Genomic DNA, 18,011 nt, shown 5'->3' with positions numbered 1-18,011 from the left:
AGACGCATGATCGAGGCGCAAGTTCAATCGACCGCAAACGGCGCGATCGTCTACGACCGCTCGCTCGGCGTCGTGCCTGACGAACGCTGGTTCGATCGCGCGCACTGGCCGGCCGGCGGCGGATCGCCGAACGCCGGCCGCGGCACGGCCGCGTTCGTCGACACTCCGGCCGGGGCCTGCGTGCTGCGCCACTATCGCCGCGGCGGTTTCGTCGCGCGCCTCAGCGCCGATTGCTACCTGTGGACCGGCGCCGCGCGCACGCGCGCGTTCCGCGAATTCGAGCTGCTCGCGCGGCTGGTCGATGCCGGCCTGCCGGCGCCGCGCCCGGTCGCCGCGCGCTACGTGCGCGACGGCATCGGCTATCGCGCCGACCTGCTGACCCGCCGCATCGCCGATGCGCAGACGCTGGCCGAACGGCTGGCCGCTGGCGCGCTGTCGCCACGCCTCGCGCACGACACCGGGCGCACCATCGCCGCATTCCACGAGGCGCAGGTGTGGCATGCCGACCTCAACGCGCACAACGTGCTGGTCGACGGCGAAGGCACGGTCTGGCTGATCGACTTCGACCGCGGCCGCCTGCGCAAGCCGGCGCGAAGCTGGCGCCTGGCCAATCTGGCGCGCCTGCGCCGCTCGTTCGACAAGCTCGGCGCGCGAGGCGAGCCGCAGTTCGACGCGCGCTTCTGGCAGCCGCTGCTGGCCGCCTACGACGCGGCGATGTCGCGGTCGCGGCCGGTGTCCGGATCGCGCGGAGTGCTGTCGTGACTCTCGTCCTGCGCTTCCTCGGCGTCGGCGGCGCGCAGTCGCCCGAGCTGGGTTCGGCCTGCGGCGTGCTCGAGCGCGACGGCGCGCCGCTGCTGATGATCGACTGCGGCCCGGAGGCGCTGTCGGCCTATCTCGACCGCTACGGCGAGGTGCCGCGCGCGATCTACGTCACTCACACGCACATGGACCACGTCGGCGGACTGGAGCGCCTGTTCTACCGCGTCTATTTCGACGCCGCGCTGCGCGGACGCGTGCGCCTGTACGCGCACGCCGCGCTGGTGCCGCTGCTGCAGGCGCGCGTGGCCGACTATCCGGAAGTGCTGGCCGAGGGCGGCGCGAACTTCTGGGACGCGTTCGCGCTGGTGCCGTTGTCGCGCGGCTTCTGGCACGAGGGCCTGTGGTTCGACGTGTTTCCCACGCGGCATCACGCGCCGAACTCGTCGTTCGGCCTGTCCCTGGCCGGCAGTTTCGTCTGGACCGGCGATACGCGCCCGGTGCCGGAGATGCTGGCGCGGTACGCCGCGCACGACGAACTCGTCGCGCACGACTGCGCCCTGAGCGGAAATCCGTCGCATACCGGCGTCGACGATCTGGAACGCGAGTATCCGGCCGAACTGCGCCGCCGCCTCATGCTCTATCACTACGCCAGCCTTGCCGATGCCGTGGTCATGGAAGCGCGCGGCTATCGCGTCGCGCGCCGCGACGATTCCTTCGCGCTGGCGCCGCCGCTGCGCACGCTCGAACCGGTGGTGGCCGGCTGAGATGGGCACGGCCATTCCGCTCAGGCTCGACACCGCCGCGCCGCGTGACCTGCACGGACGCGTGCTGCGCGACTTGCGCATTTCGGTCGTCGATCGCTGCAACTTCCGCTGCCCGTACTGCATGCCGGAAGACCAGTATCCGCGCGACCACGAATTCCTCAGCAAGGCCGAGCGCCTGCGTTTCGAGGAGATCGAGCGCCTGGCGCGCGTCTTCGCGGACCTGGGTGTGCACAAGCTGCGGCTGACCGGCGGCGAGCCGCTGCTGCGCCGCGACCTGCCCGAGCTGGTGCGCAAGCTGGCCGCCGTGCCAGGCATCGACGACGTCGCCCTGACCACCAACGGCAGCCTGCTCGCCGCGCACGCGCAGGACCTGCGCGACGCCGGACTGCGCCGGATCACCCTGAGCCTGGACACGATCGAGCCGGAGACGTTCCGCCGCATGTCCGGCGGGCGCGGCGACGTCGGCGTCGTGCTGGAGGCGATCGCCGCGGCGGAACGCGCCGGCTTCGGCCCGCTGAAGTTCAACGTCGTCGTCATGCGCGGCACCAACGACGGCGAGGTGCTCGGCCTGCTCGAACGCTTCCGCGGCAGCGGCCACATCGTGCGCTTCATCGAATACATGGACGTGGGCACCTGCAACGACTGGCGCCGCGACCTGGTCGTGCCGAGCGCCGAGCTGCGCGCGCGCATCGCCGCGCGCTGGCCGCTGGTCGCGCTGGAGCCGAACTACGGCGGCGAAGTCGCCAGCCGTTACGCGTTCGCCGACGGTGGCGGCGAGATCGGTTTCATCAGTTCGGTGACCGAACCGTTCTGCGGCGACTGTTCGCGCGCGCGCCTGTCCGCCGACGGGCGGTTGTACACCTGCCTGTTCGCCAGCCACGGCCACGACCTGCGCGGCCCGCTGCGCGCCGGGATGCGTGACGACGAACTGGCCGGCCTGATCGGCGCGGTGTGGAAGGCGCGCGACGACCGCTACAGCGAACTGCGCAGCGAGGCGACGCTCGCCACGCGCGAGCACGTGGAAATGTACGCAATCGGCGGCTGAAGCCGTGCGTGCGCGTGCCACGAACCCATCCCGAGGCTGATCGTGCCGAAGAACAAGCTCACCCACATCGACGATTCCGGGCGGCCCGCGATGGTGGACGTCGGCGACAAGCGGCCGACGCGGCGCGAAGCGGTCGCCGAAGTGCGGGTGCGCTTTCCGGCGAAGGTGGCAAAAACCCTGCGCGACGAAGGCCTGCGCTCGAAGAAGGGGCCGGTCGTCGACACCGCGATCGTCGCCGGCACGCTGGCGGTCAAGCGCACGCACGAACTGATTCCGTTCTGCCATCCGCTGCCGATCGAGAACTGCCGCATCGAGGCGAAGTTCGTCACCGGGCGGGACCTGCGCATCCGCTGCACGGTCTCGCTCACGCACAAGACCGGCGTCGAGATGGAGGCGCTGACCGGCGCCAGCGTCGCCGCGCTGACCGTGTACGACATGTGCAAGGCGCTGTCGCACGAGATCGTCATCGACGGCCTGCATCTGGTCGAGAAACGCGGAGGCAAGCGGCGCGTGGTGCAGGGCAAGGTGGTCGCATGAGCTATACGCTTCTGTATTTCGCCAGCCTCGCCGATCGCGCCGGCCGCGCCGAGGAGGTTCGCGACAGCGGTGCCGCCACGCCGCGCGACCTGTACGCGGAAGTCGCGCGCGAGCACGGATTCCCGTTCGCCGCCGAGCGCCTGCGCGTCGCGGTGAACGGTGCCTTCGTCGGCTGGGACCATGCGCTGTCGGATCGCGACGAAGTGGTCTTCCTGCCGCCGGTGAGCGGCGGATGAGCCCGCGCGGCGGATCGGCGGGCGTGCCCGCCAGTACGAGTGCGGACGAGGCAAGAGAAGAACGATGACGACGAAGCGGTTTTCCCTGGTGGACGCAGCCATCGACGTCGGTGTCGAACGCCGCGCGCTGGACCACGCCGCGGCCGGCGCCTGCGCCAGCTTCGAGGGCTGGGTGCGCAACCACAACGACGGGCGCGCCGTGCTGCGGCTCGACTACCAGGCCTATGCGCCGCTGGCCGGTTCGGAAGGGGAGGCGATCCTCGCCGAGGCGGTGCAGCGTTTCACCGTGCGCGAGGCGCGCTGCGTGCATCGCACCGGGCGGCTGGCGATCGGCGATCTCGCGGTGTGGGTCGGCGTCAGCGCGGACCACCGCGACGCCGCGTTCGCGGCCTGTCGCTGGATCATCGACGAGGTGAAGCGGCGCGTGCCGATCTGGAAGAACGAGCACTACGCCGACGGCGAGTCCGGCTGGCTGCATCCGGACAACACACCGGTCGATCCGGCCTGATCTCGCGCGGCGCGGCGCCGCGCGGTAACGGTTTCATCGGGCGTGCGCGGTGAGGCGTGGCCCCGCCGGAACTGCCGTGTGCACGCTCCCGCGAGACGCCGTCTCGCGGGAGCGTCGTTGCGCCGCCTCAGCGGCGCACGCGCTTGCCGATCTGCACCGGCGACGGCGCCAGATGCGCCGGCGTCGCGGCGCAGTCGAGCGTGACGTCGTCGAGGATGGCCTCGCCGATCGCGCCGCCGGTCGCCTGCGCCGACCAGTCGAAGCGCACGACGTGCGACTGGCCGTCGAGGTAGGCGGCCGGGATTTCCACGCTGTGCAGGCTGTAGGCCGTCTCGCCGGTCGCGGCGGGAAGGGTCTGGACGACGTTCGCGTCGATGCTCAGCGTCAGGCTCGCGCTGCTGTCGACGCCGATCAGGTTGACCATCCAGTAGTTGAGCCAGCGCGGCTGATCTTGCGGGAAGACCACGCTCTGGCTCAGCCAGGACGTGTTGGCTTCCTCCCAGCCGCCGAACCAGACGAACCAGTCGCCGGTACGCGCCATGAAGGTCTCGTCGGAGTTGCACGAGACGTCGCACACCGGCGGAGCGCCGCTGCTGCTGTCGTCGCCGTCCCACACCGCGGTGCCGCCGCCGGTGGTCTCGAAGCTCGGATCGTTCAGCAGCTGGACCGGCTCGCAGGTCGTGGCCTCGCCGTCGAAGCCGTCCGCGAAGATCGGGTCGCCTTCGGGCTGGTTGAACTGCACCGTCACCGGAATCGTGAACGCCGGATGCGCCGCGTCGCTGGTGGTGAGGCAGAGGCTGGCGGTCTGCGTGCCGATGCCCAGGCCCGTGGTGTCGACGCTGACGACGACGTCCGCGGTCGTGCCGCCGGCGACGTCGCCGGAAACCGGCGCGGCGCTCAGCCAGGCGACATCGGTGGTGGTGGCGCAGTCGTCGGTCGATTCGGCGACGCTGTAGTTCAACGTCGTGCCGGCATCGCCGGTGTTGCCGATCTGCAGGTTCTGCGTCGACACGCCCGAAACGTCGGTTTCGAAGTCGAGGCTGGCCGGAGTCACGTTCGCCGTGGCGCCCACCGGATCCGGGTCGCCGGTCGCGGCGATGGAGAAATTCGCGTTCGACACGTCGAAGAACACGTTGTCGGCGCAGCGCACGCGTACGCGCGCCTGCGTCGTGTCCGGCTGCGGCGGCACGACCACGTCGGCGCGGCCGTTGTTCGGCACGCCGGTCGCCAGCGCATCCGGCCAGGTGCTGCCGCCGTCGACGGACAGGTCGACGTCGACCGCCGAGCAGCTGACCGGCGCGGCGTCGGTGCCGGCGACGTCCCAGGTGACGGCGTGCGTCTCGCCGCGGCCCCAGGTGATGGCGGTGTTCGGACGCGTGACGACGAACGGGCCGGCGTCGTCGGTCACGTGGATCGCGACGTCGGCGCTCTGGGTGGCGCCGAACTGCGGCGTGCCCGGGACGTCGTGGTTGTCGCGCACGGTGAGGCGGAACTTGAGGTCGCGCGTCGTCGTCGGCCAGGTTTCGCCCTTGACCAGCGCGGCGCCGAGGACCGTCTGCATGCGCGGGAACACGCGCGTGCCGTCGGCCGTCGCGTTGAAGGAACGGAAGATCGGGCCGGCGCCGGTGTCGCCCTGCGCCAGCGACGTCGCCGGGCCGAGGTCGTACTGCTCCCAGTTGTAGCTCAGCACGTCGGCGCCGTCCGCGTCGGTGGCCGCGCCGGTCAGCACGAACGGAGTGTGGACCGGGATCGTGTAGCCGTCCGGCAGGCCGGCCGTGTCGATGACCGGCGCGGCGTTCGTGCTCGGCGTGTCCGCCGCGCAGGAGCCGCCGGTGCCGTCCATCCAGGTGTTGATCTCGGCCAGGCTCTTGGCGTGGAAATAGGGATCGCTGTGCGGCTGCAGGTCGTTCTCTTCGCAGATGCCGGCATAGGCCATGATGGTCGAGCCGCTGCCGGGCTCGTAGGCAGCCGAGGCGGAGCGATTGGTGCCGCCGCAATTGCCGGAGGTGGAGTTGAAGGTATGGCTGCCGCCGAACTGGTGGCCCATCTCGTGGGCGACGTAGTCGATCCAGAAAGCGTCGCCGGAAGGGTTTGGCGATCCGGTCGTACCGCCGGCCTTGCTGCTGGTGCACACGGACGGACGCAGAGCGACGCCGCCGCTGCCGGTGGTGAACACGTGGCCGATGTCGAAGTTGGCCTGGCCGATGACGTTGTTGAGATTGGTGATGTTCTGGTTCAGCGCGCCGGTGCCGTTGGAATACGGATCGCCCGCGGCCACCGGATAGATGATCAGGTCGTTGTTGTCGATCAGCGTCATGTGCACCGCGAGCTCGGTCTCGTAGACCTGGTTCACGCGGTTCATCGCCGTGACCACCGCGGCCAGTCCGCACTCGACGGTCAGGTTGCCCGGGCAGACCTTGGCGACGTAGAAATGGTTGGCAGCGACGGCGGCGCGGTAGTCGCGCTCGGTCTGGCCGGTCTGCGTCATCGGTGCCACCGGCGACATCAGGTCGTGCCCGTCGGCGTCCGGCGCATCGCCGTGCACGTCGCACTGAAACCGCTCGCTCGGCGCCGGCAGGTCGGCGCGGCGGAAGCTCAGGTAGCGGTCGCCGCCGGCGTAGGACTCCGGGCGCACGAGCCAGACGCCTTCGTTCTCGAACACCATCGCCTGGAAGCCCGACGGCGAGACGTCGATGCGCACCTTGCGGCCGGCGGAGTCGCTGCCGGAGAGGCTGGCGATCTGCGGGTACTTCGCCTGCAATGCGGCCGGCATCGTGCGCGAGTCGGTGACCAGGAACTGGGCGAAAGTGCCGTCCGGACGCGGAACGGCGAGCTCGAACGCGGCGCCGCCGGTGCGCGAATCGGCGACGTACGCGCGCAACCCGGCCAGATCGAGCTGCAGCGAACGGTAGACCGAAGCCTTCGGCGCGTCGTCCGGCAGCGCGTGCGCCTGCGCGTTCTGCCAGAAGCGTTCGGTGGGTGTCGCGGCGACCGCGGCGGAGGCCGCGAACGCGGCCAGCGACAGAAGGCAGGCCGCCTTCCACGGGAACGAGAAGGAACGTATTGCACGCATTGCGATTTCCCCAAGATTCAGTGCCGACTGCGAGACTGCCTTTCCGCGAGCGCGGGGCAGGGGTCGCACCATCGCATGGTCACCCGGGCGAGCACAGGGTATGTGAGGCGGAGCGCCATCCGTCTGATGGCGGACCGATGCTAGACCGGACGCACGGCGCCGGTGACACACGGCGCGGCGCGGGGAATCGACAGGAGGGGTGGCAGCTCCGCCAGCTACATCCCGGCACCCGAATCACTCACTACCGTTGCTTCCTTCCGGACCTGGCGGGGTTTGCAAGCTATCGTCGCGGGAGAACCGACGGAGCCGCCATGAACTGGCGGTGCGCGTTTGCGCGCGGGGAAAACTGGCGGAGAGAGCGGGATTCGAACCCGCGAAACGGTTTGACCCGTTTACACACTTTCCAGGCGTGCTCCTTCAACCACTCGGACACCTCTCCGTTTCGCTGCGGCTTCGATCGCTGCGTTCCTCGAGCGACCGAACGTTCCGGGCACGTACACCCTCGCCCGAACGAGCCGCGCAGGATACCCGTGCAGCCCGCGTCGCACAAGTAAACCGGTGTCCGGCGACGGGCGTCCGGCTGCACTTGCTACAATCCCAGCTCTCTCGCCGAATCCCCCATGTCCTACCAAGCCCTCGCGCGCAAATGGCGGCCTCGCCGCTTTTCCGAACTGGTCGGCCAGGAGCACGTCGTGCGCGCGCTGGCGCACGCGCTCGACAGCGGGCGGCTGCACCACGCCTTCCTGTTCACCGGCACGCGCGGGGTCGGCAAGACGACCATCGCGCGCATCTTCGCCAAGTCGCTGAACTGCCAGCACGGGCCCACGTCGAATCCGTGTGGCGAATGCGGGGCCTGCGTGGAGATCGACGCCGGGCGCTTCGTCGACCTGCTCGAGATCGACGCCGCCAGCAACACCGGCATCGACAACGTGCGCGAGCTGATCGACAACGCGCAGTACGCGCCGACGCGCGGGCGCTACAAGGTCTACCTGATCGACGAAGTGCACATGCTGTCCAAGAGCGCCTTCAACGCGCTGCTGAAGACGCTGGAGGAGCCGCCGCCGCACGTGAAGTTCCTGCTGGCGACGACCGACCCGCAGAAGCTGCCGGTGACCGTGCTCTCGCGCTGCATCAAGTTCAACCTCAAGCGCCTGACCGCCGAGCAGATCGTCGGCCAGATGCGCTCGATCCTCGGCGCCGAAGGCATCGCGTTCGACGCCGAAGGCATCGACGTGCTGGCGCGTGCCGCCGACGGTTCGCTGCGTGACGGGCTGTCGCTGCTCGACCAGGCGATCGCGCACGGCGGCGGCGCCCTGCACGCCGGCGAAGTGCACGCGATGCTCGGTACGGTCGAGCGCGCCAAGGTGCGCGTGCTGCTGGACCTGCTCGCGGCCGGCGACGGCGCCGGGCTGATGGGCGAGGTCGAGCGCATCGCCAGCTTCGCGCCGGATTTCGCCCAGGTGCTCGACGAACTGGCCGGGCTGCTGCACCGGATCCAGCTCGTGCAGCTCGTGCCCGATGCCGCCGACGAGGGCGACGCGGAGCTGGGGCAGCTGGCCGGCCGGCTGGCCCCTCAGGACGTGCAGCTGTGGTACCAGATGGCGGTGACCGGCCGCCGCGACCTGCCGCTGGCGCCGACGCCGCGGGTTGGATTCGAGATGAGCCTGCTGCGCATGCTCGCGTTCGCGCCGGCGGCGGCCGCAGCGGGCAGCCGAGCGGCGACCGTCGCCCGGCCTTCCGCGGAAGCGCCGATGGCCAGGCCCGCCGCCCCCGCGACGCCGGCATCGCCAGTCGCGCCGACCCCGGTCGCACCCCGTATGGAGACACGCGCGGCAGAGGTTCCCGCTCCGCGCGCGCCGGCCGCGCTTCCGGCTTCGTGGGCCGACCTGATCGACCGGGCCGAGCTGCGCGGTCCCGTCGGTGAGCTCGCGCGCAATTCGAGCCTGATCGCGATCGAGGACAGGCTGGTGCGGCTGGCGATCCGGCCGACGCACGAACACCTGGCCGACGGCCCGCTGGTCGGCACGCTGGAGCAGCGTCTGGGCGCCGCGCTCGGTCGCGAGGTCAAGGTGAAGTTCGAGCGCAGCGGCGACGGCGCGGAGAGCCCGGCCGAGCAGCGCGCCCGCGCCGACGGCGAACGGCAGCGCGCGGCCGCGGCAGCCGTGCACGGCGATCCCGTCGTGCAATCGCTGATCGACACCTTCGGCGCCCGCGTCATCCCCGACAGCGTCCGCCCGATCGACAATTGAACCGTACGGCCGCGGGCAGATCGTCCGAAGCTTGAATCCTCACGGTTCGTGCCACCATTCCAGACCGAGGCGATCCGGACGGATCGCACAGGAGACATCCAATGAAAGGTCCACTTGCCGGCCTGATGCAGCAGGCCCAGCGCATGCAGGAAGAGATGAAGCGCGCGCAGGAAGAAATCGCGCGCACCGAGGTCACCGGCCAGTCCGGCGGCGGCCTGGTCAGCGTGGTCATGAGCGGCCGCCACGAAGTGCGCCGCGTGGCGATCGACCGCCAGCTGTTCGCGGACGATGCGGAAATGGCCGAGGATCTCGTCGCCGCGGCGATCAACGACGCGGTCAACAAGATCGCCGCGCTCAGCCAGGAAAAGCTCGGCGGCCTGACCGCCGGCATGAACCTGCCTGCCGGGTTCAAGTTGCCGTTTTGACGAACAGGGCCGAGAGCTGAGGGCCGAGGGCGGAAAAGCCCGCGGCAGCGACGCTGCGAGTGTGTACGCTTTTCAGCCCTCAGCCCTCAGCCCTCAGCCCTCAGCCCCATCCCAGCCCTCGCTCCACATGTCCTCCTCGCCGCTACTGGCCGACCTGATCGACGCGCTGCGCTGCCTGCCCGGCGTCGGCGCGAAGAGCGCGCAGCGCATGGCCTTCCACGTGCTCGAACGCGACCGCGACGGTGCGCGCAAGCTGGCCGAGCGGCTGGCGCTGGCCGTCGAGCGCATCGGCAACTGCACGCGCTGCCGCACCTTCAGCGAGGAGGCGGTCTGCGGCTACTGCGCCAGCCCGTCGCGCGATCGCAGCCTGCTCTGCGTGGTCGAGACGCCGGTCGACCAGCTGGCGATCGAACAGGCGACCGGCTACCGCGGCCAGTATTTCGTCCTGCTCGGCCGCCTGTCGCCGCTGGACGGCCTCGGGCCGAAGCAGCTCGGCCTCGACCTGCTCGCCGGCCGGCTGGCCGAAGGCGAGGTGCAAGAACTGATCGTCGCGACCAATCCCACCGTCGAAGGCGAGGCGACCGCGCACATGCTGTCGCAGCTCGCGCGCGCCGCGGGCGTGCGCGCGAGCCGGCTGGCGCACGGCGTGCCGCTCGGCGGCGAACTGGAATTCATCGACCGCGGCACGCTGGCGCACGCGTTCGGGGGCCGGCAGGAGCTTTAGTGCGGGGATTGGAGATTCGGGATTGGGACAAGCTTGTCTTATGATCCAACGAATCCCGAATCCCGGCCATCCCATGACCGACACCCTGTTCGCCAAGATCATCCGCCGCGAGATTCCGGCCGACATCGTCTACGAGGACGACGAGGTGCTCGGTTTCCGCGACATCAATCCGCAGGCGCCGGTGCACGTGCTGTTCATTCCGAAGAAGCCGTTCGCCACGCTCAACGAGCTGTCCGACGCCGACGGGCCGACGGTCGGCAAGCTGGTGCTCGCCGCCGTGCGCTGGGCCGGCACGCAGGGGTTTTCCGAGGACGGCTATCGCCTGGTGATGAACTGCAATCGCGACGGCGGGCAGACGGTGTACCACATCCATCTGCACCTGCTCGCCGGCCGCACGATGCACTGGCCGCCGGGCTGAGCCGGCCGCGGCGCCGCCTCAGCGCGGCCGCGGATGCGGACGGTCGTGGATGATCACGCTACCGCCCCAGAACGGTCCCCAGTACGGACCGCCCCAGCCCCACGGGCCGTACGGTCCGTAGCCGTAGCGCCACGGGTCGTAGGACGGCGTGCGCACGACGAGCGGACGCTTCGGCCACAGATAGATCGTGTCGGCGGCGACGTGCGGATAGGTGTATTCGTACTCGCCGACCTTGCCGCGATCCGAGCCGGTCAGGCGGCCGACCACGGTGATTTCGCGGCCGCGCTCGAATTCCTCCGGATCGTAGAAGCCGCTGCGGCAGGCGATGAAGCGGCCGTCGCTGGCGTCGCGCTGCATCGGCCGGGCGGCCGAATCGAGCCGGCGCGCGAGGACTTCGAAGCAGGTCATGGTCGCCTTCGGCTCGACCTTGATGATCTCGCCGCCCCAGCGCACGTTCTGGCCGTCGGCACTGCCGTTCACCGCTTCGCGCGGAGTCAGGCTGGTGTACTGGCCTTGCAGGGGCTGCGGCACCGTCACGCAGGCGCCGAGGGCGCCGCCGAGGAGAGCGACCGCTAGGAGCTGGGTGAAGGTCTTGTTCATGGCGTGTGGACCGATCGGGGACGAGTAGGGGATTGATGCATGTTACTTCGACGGCGCTGAACGATGCGTCGTCGCATCAGGCGGGCTTTGCGGCACGCCGGCGCGGACGATAGCCGCGCACGCGGCGCGCGAAGGCATCGACCTCGGCCGGCGCGGGCGCGGCGCGCGCGTAACGCAGCTCGGCATAGATCTCGATCAGCGGCGCCAGTTCCGCGGCCGCCTCCGGTTCGCGCGCGCGGACCTGTCGCAGCCAGTCCAGCGGTCCCTGCTCGGGGCGCGCGGCGAAGCCGGCGCGTGCCGCGCGCCGGCGCAGGCGCTTCCAGGCGTGCTCGAGCGCGTCGCCGTCCGCGGGTGCGGCGGTGCCGCGCATCGCCCACAGCGTGGCGAACAGCATCGCAACGCCGAGGATGGCGGACAGCACGAGCATCAGGTCGCCCGGATTGGCTTCCGGTACGCCGAACGGCGTGAGCATGCCCTTCTGGCGCAGCGCGTTGAAGCCGATGACGCTTTCGGTCCACAGCCGGTTCACGACGTCGAGGCGGTTGCGCAGGTCACGCAGCCATCCCGTCTGCGACCAGCCTTCGGCGCCGCTCGCGGCGGCGGCGCCGCGCTCGATGCGTTCCGGGCTGACCGCGGCGGTCGGATCGAAGCGGACCCAGCCGCGCCCGGGCAGCCAGATCTCGGCCCAGGCGTGCGCGTCGGAGCGGCGTACCAGCAGATAGGCGCTGGCGGCGTTCCACCAGCCGCCCTGGTAGCCGGTGACGACGCGGGCCGGAATGCCCGCCGCGCGCATCAGGAACACGAAGGCCGAGGCGTAGTGTTCGCAGAATCCGCGCCGCGTGTCGAACAGGAAGTCATCGACGGAATTGCGTCCGAGCAGCGGCGGATTGAGGGTGTACGTGAAGCTCGCGTGGAACAATTCGAGCGCTGCGCGGGCGACGGCCTGGTCGTCGCGGCCTTCGCGGCGCCAGCCTTCGGCGAGGGCGCGGGCGCGCGGATTGAATCCTTCCGGCAGGGCCAGGGCGCGCGCACGCGAAGCCTTGTCCAGGCTCGAGGCCAGGCGATAGCCGATGGCCGAACGCGCGCGGTATTCGCGCGGCTGGATGACCGGCGTTTCCGCCACGACGACGCGGTCGGCGAGCAGCCGCGCATTCAGCGGCGCGGCCAGCGGAATGTCCAGGGTCGGCAGCCAGGGGCGGTCGGTCGGTTCGAGCGTGATGCGATAGTCGAGCGCCGGCGTCTGCGCGTCGAGGTCTTCGGCCAGCCGCGCGCCGCGCCAGCGCTCGCGCGACCACGTCGCACCGTCGAATTCCCACAGCACGATGGCGCGAAAATAGCGCGCCTGCGGCGGCGGTACGGCCGCGTCGAAGTCGACGCGGAACGCGGGCGTGTCGTCGAACAGCAGTTCGTTGAACTCGCCCGGCGTCATGCGCTCGCTCAGGCCCGTGCGCGCGGCGGTGTCGTTGCCGGGCGAGCCCCACAGCGGCGAGCCGAGCCGGGGTACCAGCACGAACGCGGCCGCGCCCAGCGGCAGGCTCGCACCGAGCAGCACCGCGGCGAGGCGGAAGTGCGCGCGCAGCGGCGCGCGCGTCGGCAGCGGCGCCGGCTGCAGCGCGGCCAGCGTCGCCAGCAGCAGGGCCAGCACCGCGCAGACCAGCAGGGTGAAGCCGAGCGACTGCGTGAACAGCAGCGCGCTCATCAGGACGAACGCGGCGAAGCCGAGCGCGACGCGCGCGTCGCGTGCACGTTCGGTTTCCAGCAGCTTCAGTCCGAGCAGGCCCGCGCCGAGCACGCTGCCCGGTTCGCGGCCGAACACGTTGCCGAAGCTGACGATCACGACCAGGAGCAGCAGGGCCGTGAGCGGCACGCGAATCCAGGCGCTGACCGCAGGTGCTCCGCGCCGGCGCGTCCACACGCGCAGCGGCACGATCGCCGCGAGCGGAGCCCACAGCCACACGGGCAGGTGCCCCAGGTGCGTGGCCAGCGTCGCCGCGAGGGTGGCCGCGAGCAGCTCGAACTGGCGCGTGCCGAGGCGGTCAGTCATGCGCGTCCCCCGGCAGCAGGGCGAGCGCGCGCAGGCAGGCCTGGCGCTGCAGGGTGCCCAGTCCGGGGCCGACGATTTCGCCTGGCAGGCGCAGCGTGTACGAGCGCTGCGCGGATTCGGCCGCGCAGACCCAGGCCGCCAGGCGGCGGATGCGCGCTTCCGCGTCGAGATCGCGCAGCGCGGCGTAGTCCAGGGTCAAGGCCTCGCCAGAGCGGCGTTCGACGTCGCGCACGAGCAAGGTGTCGTGGCGCACCGAAGGCTTCCAGGCGATCAGCCGCGAGGGGTCGCTGGAACGGTAGTCGCGCAGTCCGGCGTGTTCCTCGCTGGCGCCGGCGGCGAGCTGTTCGCCCTGGCGGCCGTCGCCGGCCGGCAGCGGCGGCGCCGGCGTCTCCAATGCCGGATAGATGAGGAATTCCGCGTCCGGATGCAGCCAGCTCCACATCTGGAAGATTCCCAAGGGGTACTCGGTCCAGACGCGGAGGCGGCCCGGGCGGAACCAGCCGCGTTCGGCGCCGGCCAGGCGCAACGCGACCTCGTGCTCGGTGCCCGCAGGCAGGGCGAAGGCGGTTTCGGCCTCGCCGCGGCGCAGGCGCAGGCTGGCGCGCGCACGCGAGCCGGGGGCGAAGCGCAGCTGCAGGTCGAACGGCTCTTCGGCGTGCGCTTCGGCGACGCGGACCTGGCCCAGGGCGAGTCCACTCATCATGCGGAAGCCGAAGAACACGCTCATTCCCGTCGCGGCGCCGAGCAGGCAGGTCAGCAGCAGGGCCGGGTTGTTGCCGTAGTTCAGCGCGCCGAGCAGCATCACGAACAGCAGCACGGCGAAGCCCAGGCCGAACGGTGTCGGCAGCACGTAGATGCGGCGGCGGTCGAGGGTGATCGGCAGCGCTTCGACGCGACGCAGGCGCGTCAGCGCCGGCAGGCGGCGCTCCGCCGCGGCGAGCAGGCGCGCGCGCAGCGCAGCGCTCATCAGCTCACCGGGGTCGATTCGAGCAGCTGCAGGGCGAGCTTGTCGCGATCGACGCGGGCGCTGGCGCCCGGGGTCAGGCGGTGCGCGGCGACGAACGGAAACACGGCCTGCACATCCTCGGGCATTGCATGCGAGCGCCCGCTGAGCAGCGCGTGCGCGCGCGCCGCCGCGAGCAGGGCCAGGCCGGCGCGCGGCGACAGGCCGATGCGGATGTCGGCGTGCTGGCGGCTGGCGTCGAGCAGGGCCTGCACGTAGGCGATCAGGGCGGGGCTGGCGAACACCGACGCGCAGGCGTGGCGCAGCTCGATGATCTGCTCCGGCGTCAGGCACGGCGACAGTGCCTCGAGCACGCCGCGGCGATCGGCCGAAGCAAGCATCGCGCGTTCGGCCTCGCGGTCGGGATAGCCCAGGCTCATGCGCAGCATGAAGCGGTCGAGCTGGGAGTCGGGCAATGGATAGGTGCCGGCGAAGTCGAGCGGATTCTGCGTCGCCACCACGAAGAACGGCGGCGCCAGCCGGTGCGTGGTGCCGTCGACGGTGACCTGTTCCTCCGCCATCGCCTCGAGCAGCGCGCTCTGCGTCTTGGGCATCGCGCGGTTGATCTCGTCGGCGAGCAGCAGCTGCGTGAACAGCGGGCCGGGATGGAACTTGAAGCGGTTCGTCTCGCGTTCGTAGATGCCCACGCCGATGATGTCCGACGGCAGCAGGTCGGAGGTGAACTGCACGCGCTGGAAGCCCAGCCCGAGGGTCGCCGCCAGCGCGTGGGCGAGGGTGGTCTTGCCCACACCCGGCAGATCCTCGATCAGCAGATGCCCGCCGGCGAGCAGGCAGACGAAGGCGAGGCGGATCTCGCGCCGCTTGCCGAGCACGACCGTGTTGACCTGCGCGATCGCGCGCGCCAGGCAGTCGCGCAGTTCGTTCGGGATCTCGGTTCTGGATTCGATCATGGAAGCCTTGCGGTCTGGCGGAGCGGGCGGGGCGAAGCGTGCGCCGGTCCGCGGTGGCCCGAGTGTAGCGGCGCGCGACGGCGGCGGAAGACGATCGCGTCGCGCGTTGGAGTCGACGCTGCGCGCAAGGTTCCGCGCCGGCTCAGATCGCCACGCCCGCCTCGCGCAGCCGGCGCGCGAGGCGGATCAGCGGCAGGCCGATGAGTGCGGTCGGGTCTTCGTTCTCGACGCGCTCGAACAGGCTGATGCCGAGCCCTTCGACCTTGAAGCCGCCGGCGCAGTCCAGCGGCTGCTCGGCGGCGACGTAGCGGGCGATTTCCTCCGCCGCGAGTGTGCGGAACACGACCCGGGTCAGGTCGCAGTCGAGCGCGGCGCCGCCGCGTGCGTCGACGAGGCACAGCGCGGTATGGAACAGCACGCTGCGGCCCGAGCTCGCCGCGAGCTGCGCCTGCGCGGCGGCGATCGTGCCGGGCTTGCCGAGCGCGCGGCCGTCCAGCTCGGCGACCTGGTCGCTGCCGATGACCAGGGCGCCCGGACAGAGCGCCGCGACCGCTCCCGCCTTCTCCTGCGCGAGGCGGCAGGCGAGGGCGCGGGGCGCCTCGCCGGGGCGCGGCGCTTCGTCGACCTGCGGCGCGACGGTGCGGAACGGCAGTCCCAGGCGCGCCAGCAGTTCGCTGCGGTAGCGCGAGGTGGAGGCGAGGACGAGGTCGAAACTGGCGGGAGCGCTCATGCGGCGTGGATAGCACGTTCGCGTCAGGCCGTCAGCCGCCGGTGCCGGAAGGTGCCGGAAATGGCCGTCGGGAGCCGGTTGCGGTTGACAGAAAGGGGGTCCGCACCTACCATCGCGCGCCCATGTCAGCGGCCCTGCCAGATCGCGTGGATGTTGCGCGCCAGGTGCAGGCGCAGCGGGTCTTCGAAGGCACGCTGCCGCTGGCGTCGATGCCGCGGCTGCGCGGCAGCCTGGCCGGGAGCGAAGGCGAGGCGCGCTACACGATCGAATTCGGCAAGGATGGATTGGGCGTGGCCTACCTCGCGCTGCACGTCGAGGCGGGCCTGCCGCTGGTTTGCCAGCGCACGCTCGAGACCTTCGTGTACCGGGTGAAGATCGACCAGCGCCTGGGCCTGATCGCGCGCGAGGACGAGGAAGCGGCGCTGCCGGAAGGATACGAGCCCCTGCTCGTGCCGGACGGACAGCTCGACCTCGCCGACGTCGTCGAGGATGAGTTGATCCTCGCCCTGCCGGTGGTGCCGATGAAGCCCGGCGCGCCGCTCGAATGGAACGATCCGGCCGACGAAGCGGCCGGAGAGGAACGCCCCAATCCGTTCGCGGTGCTGGGCGCCCTGAAGAAGCATTGAGCGGATCGAAGGACCGCTCGGCACGAGGACGTGCCACCACGAATCATCATTGGAGAGTGTCATGGCTGTTGCCAAGAGTCGCAAAACCCCGTCCACCCGCGGCATGCGTCGTTCGCACGATGCGCTGACGGCCAAGCAGCTGTCGACCGACCCGACGTCGGGCGAGGTGCACATCCGTCATCACGTGACCAAGGACGGCTACTACCGCGGCAAGAAGGTCATCGAGTCGAAGACGCCGGTGCGCGAGGAAGACTGAGCTTCCCCGCCCGCGAGGCCGCGGCGCGCAGCGCGCGGCCTTTCCTCGTGATCGCCCCGCGGCCTGCGCCGCGGCGGCGGCATTGACGACCCCGCCGGGAGAACGGTCCTGATCTACTCACGCATCGCCGGCACCGGCAGCTACCTGCCGGAAAAGATTGTCACCAACGCCGATCTCGAAAAAGTCGTCGACACCACCGACGAATGGATTTCCTCGCGCACCGGCATCCGTGAGCGCCGCCGCGCCGCCGACGGCGAGACCACCGGCGACCTGGCCTTCTATGCGGCCACGCACGCGCTCGACGCCGCCGGAGTCAAGGCGAGCGAAATCGACCTGATCGTGCTCGGCACGACCACGCCCGACATCATCTTTCCGTCGACCGCCTGCCTGCTGCAGCACCGCCTCGGCGCGAACGGCTGTGCCGCGTTCGACGTCAATGCGGCCTGCTCCGGCTTCATGTATGCGCTCGGTGTGGCCGACCAGTTCATCCGCAGCGGCCAGGTCAGGAAGGCGCTGGTGGTCGGTGCGGAAACCCTCTCGCGCATGCTCGACTGGACCGACCGCTCGACCTGCGTGCTGTTCGGCGACGGCGCCGGTGCGGTCGTGCTCGAGGCCTCGAACGAGCCCGGCATCCTGACCACCAAGCTGCATGCCGACGGCGCGTACAAGCATTTGCTGTACAACCCGGTCGGTGTTTCCGCCGGCTTCAACGACCAGGAGCCGAACCACGGCATCCGCGTCATGATGACCGGCAACGAAGTGTTCAAGGTCGCGGTGAAGACGCTCGACCGCATCGTCGGCGAGACGCTCGAAGCGGCCGGCATGCACGAATCCGACGTCGACTGGCTGATCCCGCACCAGGCGAACCTGCGCATCATCGAGGCGACCGCCAAGCGGCTGAAGCTGTCGATGGACCGCGTCATCGTCACGGTGGACCGCCACGGCAACACCTCGTCCGGTTCGGTGCCGCTGGCGCTCGACGAGGCCGTGCGCTCGGGCAAGGTGCAGCGCGGCCAGACCCTGCTGCTGGAAGCGTTCGGCGGCGGTTTCACCTGGTCCTCGGCGCTGCTGAAGTATTAGGGCCGAGAGCAGAGGGCCGAGGG

The 18,011-nt window shown here is 70.7% G+C and carries 19 protein-coding genes, 1 tRNA gene and 1 other RNA gene; 13 read left to right on the top strand and 8 right to left on the bottom strand.

The features are described from left to right. Positions 1-6: 6 nt before the first annotated feature. The 6 genes from ACFO6Q_RS16415 (at position 7) to ACFO6Q_RS16390 (ending at position 3,849) form a co-directional block, all read left to right on the top strand. Entirely contained in the window at positions 7-762 is a 756-nt protein-coding gene (locus ACFO6Q_RS16415) for a 3-deoxy-D-manno-octulosonic acid kinase (RefSeq protein ID WP_380022174.1), read from the top strand. After that, on the top strand, positions 759-1,523 hold the full coding sequence (locus tag ACFO6Q_RS16410) for an MBL fold metallo-hydrolase (protein ID WP_380022173.1): 765 nt from the start codon (positions 759-761) through the stop codon (positions 1,521-1,523). Before ACFO6Q_RS16415 ends, ACFO6Q_RS16410 begins: the two co-directional genes overlap by 4 nt. A gap of 1 nt (position 1,524) precedes the next feature. After that, the gene (moaA, locus tag ACFO6Q_RS16405; protein WP_380022172.1) at positions 1,525-2,568 is read left to right on the top strand and encodes a GTP 3',8-cyclase MoaA; all 1,044 of its coding nucleotides are present in this window, start codon (positions 1,525-1,527) and stop codon (positions 2,566-2,568) included. 36 nt (positions 2,569-2,604) lie between these two features. Then, positions 2,605-3,105 (top strand): cyclic pyranopterin monophosphate synthase MoaC, encoded by a 501-nt coding sequence (gene moaC / locus ACFO6Q_RS16400; protein WP_380022224.1) that lies wholly within the window; start codon positions 2,605-2,607, stop codon positions 3,103-3,105. Continuing rightward, positions 3,102-3,341: a MoaD/ThiS family protein gene (locus tag ACFO6Q_RS16395; RefSeq protein WP_380022171.1), complete on the top strand. Its 240-nt coding sequence runs from the start codon at positions 3,102-3,104 to the stop codon at positions 3,339-3,341. Before moaC ends, ACFO6Q_RS16395 begins: the two co-directional genes overlap by 4 nt. A gap of 64 nt (positions 3,342-3,405) precedes the next feature. Next, a complete protein-coding gene (locus ACFO6Q_RS16390) occupies positions 3,406-3,849 on the top strand; it encodes a molybdenum cofactor biosynthesis protein MoaE (RefSeq protein ID WP_380022170.1) in 444 nt (147 codons plus the stop codon). Positions 3,850-3,976: 127 nt separating this feature from the next. Here ACFO6Q_RS16390 and ACFO6Q_RS16385 read toward each other — a convergent pair whose 3' ends face one another. The 3 genes from ACFO6Q_RS16385 to ACFO6Q_RS16375 form a co-directional block, all read right to left on the bottom strand. Beyond that, complete coding sequence (locus ACFO6Q_RS16385; protein ID WP_380022169.1) at positions 3,977-6,922, bottom strand: reprolysin-like metallopeptidase; 2,946 nt, start codon at positions 6,920-6,922, stop codon at positions 3,977-3,979. Positions 6,923-7,128: 206 nt separating this feature from the next. Then, positions 7,129-7,225: signal recognition particle sRNA small type (gene ffs, locus ACFO6Q_RS16380), an RNA gene on the bottom strand. Between the two features lie 44 nt (positions 7,226-7,269). Beyond that, positions 7,270-7,361 (bottom strand) — tRNA-Ser (locus ACFO6Q_RS16375). Positions 7,362-7,542: 181 nt separating this feature from the next. Here ACFO6Q_RS16375 and dnaX point away from each other — a divergent pair. The 4 genes from dnaX to ACFO6Q_RS16355 all read left to right on the top strand — a co-directional run bounded on the left by dnaX (position 7,543) and on the right by ACFO6Q_RS16355 (position 10,738). Continuing rightward, complete coding sequence (gene dnaX, locus ACFO6Q_RS16370; RefSeq protein WP_380022168.1) at positions 7,543-9,171, top strand: DNA polymerase III subunit gamma/tau; 1,629 nt, start codon at positions 7,543-7,545, stop codon at positions 9,169-9,171. Positions 9,172-9,272: 101 nt separating this feature from the next. Further along, positions 9,273-9,596: a YbaB/EbfC family nucleoid-associated protein gene (locus ACFO6Q_RS16365; protein WP_380022167.1), complete on the top strand. Its 324-nt coding sequence runs from the start codon at positions 9,273-9,275 to the stop codon at positions 9,594-9,596. Between the two features lie 127 nt (positions 9,597-9,723). Further along, positions 9,724-10,320: a recombination mediator RecR gene (gene recR / locus ACFO6Q_RS16360; RefSeq protein ID WP_380022166.1), complete on the top strand. Its 597-nt coding sequence runs from the start codon at positions 9,724-9,726 to the stop codon at positions 10,318-10,320. A gap of 73 nt (positions 10,321-10,393) precedes the next feature. Continuing rightward, the gene (locus ACFO6Q_RS16355) at positions 10,394-10,738 is read left to right on the top strand and encodes a histidine triad nucleotide-binding protein (protein ID WP_380022165.1); all 345 of its coding nucleotides are present in this window, start codon (positions 10,394-10,396) and stop codon (positions 10,736-10,738) included. Positions 10,739-10,756: 18 nt separating this feature from the next. On the opposite strand, the gene ACFO6Q_RS16350 is transcribed toward ACFO6Q_RS16355, so the two are convergent. From ACFO6Q_RS16350 to ACFO6Q_RS16330, 5 genes are all read right to left on the bottom strand, one after another. Further along, on the bottom strand, positions 10,757-11,338 hold the full coding sequence (locus ACFO6Q_RS16350) for a Slp family lipoprotein (RefSeq protein ID WP_380022164.1): 582 nt from the start codon (positions 11,336-11,338) through the stop codon (positions 10,757-10,759). Positions 11,339-11,414: 76 nt separating this feature from the next. Then, positions 11,415-13,382, bottom strand: a complete 1,968-nt coding sequence (locus ACFO6Q_RS16345) for a transglutaminase TgpA family protein (protein WP_380022163.1) — start codon at positions 13,380-13,382, stop codon at positions 11,415-11,417. After that, complete coding sequence (locus ACFO6Q_RS16340; protein ID WP_380022162.1) at positions 13,375-14,349, bottom strand: DUF58 domain-containing protein; 975 nt, start codon at positions 14,347-14,349, stop codon at positions 13,375-13,377. The genes ACFO6Q_RS16345 and ACFO6Q_RS16340 overlap by 8 nt, the downstream gene beginning before the upstream one ends. Further along, positions 14,349-15,296, bottom strand: a complete 948-nt coding sequence (locus ACFO6Q_RS16335) for an AAA family ATPase (protein ID WP_380022161.1) — start codon at positions 15,294-15,296, stop codon at positions 14,349-14,351. Before ACFO6Q_RS16335 ends, ACFO6Q_RS16340 begins: the two co-directional genes overlap by 1 nt. Positions 15,297-15,438: 142 nt before the next feature. Beyond that, entirely contained in the window at positions 15,439-16,026 is a 588-nt protein-coding gene (locus tag ACFO6Q_RS16330) for a Maf family protein (RefSeq protein ID WP_380022160.1), read from the bottom strand. Positions 16,027-16,148: 122 nt separating this feature from the next. On the opposite strand from ACFO6Q_RS16330, the gene ACFO6Q_RS16325 reads away from it, so the two are divergent. The 3 genes from ACFO6Q_RS16325 (at position 16,149) to ACFO6Q_RS16315 (ending at position 17,988) form a co-directional block, all read left to right on the top strand. Further along, the gene (locus ACFO6Q_RS16325) at positions 16,149-16,652 is read left to right on the top strand and encodes a YceD family protein (protein ID WP_380022223.1); all 504 of its coding nucleotides are present in this window, start codon (positions 16,149-16,151) and stop codon (positions 16,650-16,652) included. Positions 16,653-16,713: 61 nt separating this feature from the next. After that, positions 16,714-16,908 (top strand): 50S ribosomal protein L32, encoded by a 195-nt coding sequence (gene rpmF / locus ACFO6Q_RS16320; RefSeq protein ID WP_380022159.1) that lies wholly within the window; start codon positions 16,714-16,716, stop codon positions 16,906-16,908. Between the two features lie 108 nt (positions 16,909-17,016). Continuing rightward, positions 17,017-17,988 (top strand): beta-ketoacyl-ACP synthase III, encoded by a 972-nt coding sequence (locus ACFO6Q_RS16315; protein ID WP_380022222.1) that lies wholly within the window; start codon positions 17,017-17,019, stop codon positions 17,986-17,988. Positions 17,989-18,011: the final 23 nt, after the last annotated feature.

Source organism: Dokdonella ginsengisoli, assembly GCF_042652785.1.
Taxonomy (GTDB): domain Bacteria; phylum Pseudomonadota; class Gammaproteobacteria; order Xanthomonadales; family Rhodanobacteraceae; genus Dokdonella_A; species Dokdonella_A ginsengisoli.
This window is presented reverse-complemented; position numbering and strand designations above follow the sequence as displayed.

Coding starts and splice junctions, on each gene's coding strand:
- ACFO6Q_RS16365 (WP_380022167.1), top strand. CDS start 9,273: ATGAAAGGTCCACTTGCCGGCCTGATGCAGCAGGCCCAGCGCATGCAG.
- moaA (WP_380022172.1), top strand. CDS start 1,525: ATGGGCACGGCCATTCCGCTCAGGCTCGACACCGCCGCGCCGCGTGAC.
- ACFO6Q_RS16345 (WP_380022163.1), bottom strand. CDS start 13,382: ATGACTGACCGCCTCGGCACGCGCCAGTTCGAGCTGCTCGCGGCCACC.
- ACFO6Q_RS16325 (WP_380022223.1), top strand. CDS start 16,149: ATGTCAGCGGCCCTGCCAGATCGCGTGGATGTTGCGCGCCAGGTGCAG.
- ACFO6Q_RS16335 (WP_380022161.1), bottom strand. CDS start 15,296: ATGATCGAATCCAGAACCGAGATCCCGAACGAACTGCGCGACTGCCTG.
- ACFO6Q_RS16330 (WP_380022160.1), bottom strand. CDS start 16,026: ATGAGCGCTCCCGCCAGTTTCGACCTCGTCCTCGCCTCCACCTCGCGC.
- recR (WP_380022166.1), top strand. CDS start 9,724: ATGTCCTCCTCGCCGCTACTGGCCGACCTGATCGACGCGCTGCGCTGC.
- dnaX (WP_380022168.1), top strand. CDS start 7,543: ATGTCCTACCAAGCCCTCGCGCGCAAATGGCGGCCTCGCCGCTTTTCC.
- rpmF (WP_380022159.1), top strand. CDS start 16,714: ATGGCTGTTGCCAAGAGTCGCAAAACCCCGTCCACCCGCGGCATGCGT.
- ACFO6Q_RS16395 (WP_380022171.1), top strand. CDS start 3,102: ATGAGCTATACGCTTCTGTATTTCGCCAGCCTCGCCGATCGCGCCGGC.
- ACFO6Q_RS16340 (WP_380022162.1), bottom strand. CDS start 14,349: ATGAGCGCTGCGCTGCGCGCGCGCCTGCTCGCCGCGGCGGAGCGCCGC.
- ACFO6Q_RS16350 (WP_380022164.1), bottom strand. CDS start 11,338: ATGAACAAGACCTTCACCCAGCTCCTAGCGGTCGCTCTCCTCGGCGGC.
- ACFO6Q_RS16355 (WP_380022165.1), top strand. CDS start 10,394: ATGACCGACACCCTGTTCGCCAAGATCATCCGCCGCGAGATTCCGGCC.
- ACFO6Q_RS16385 (WP_380022169.1), bottom strand. CDS start 6,922: ATGCGTGCAATACGTTCCTTCTCGTTCCCGTGGAAGGCGGCCTGCCTT.
- ACFO6Q_RS16415 (WP_380022174.1), top strand. CDS start 7: ATGATCGAGGCGCAAGTTCAATCGACCGCAAACGGCGCGATCGTCTAC.
- ACFO6Q_RS16390 (WP_380022170.1), top strand. CDS start 3,406: ATGACGACGAAGCGGTTTTCCCTGGTGGACGCAGCCATCGACGTCGGT.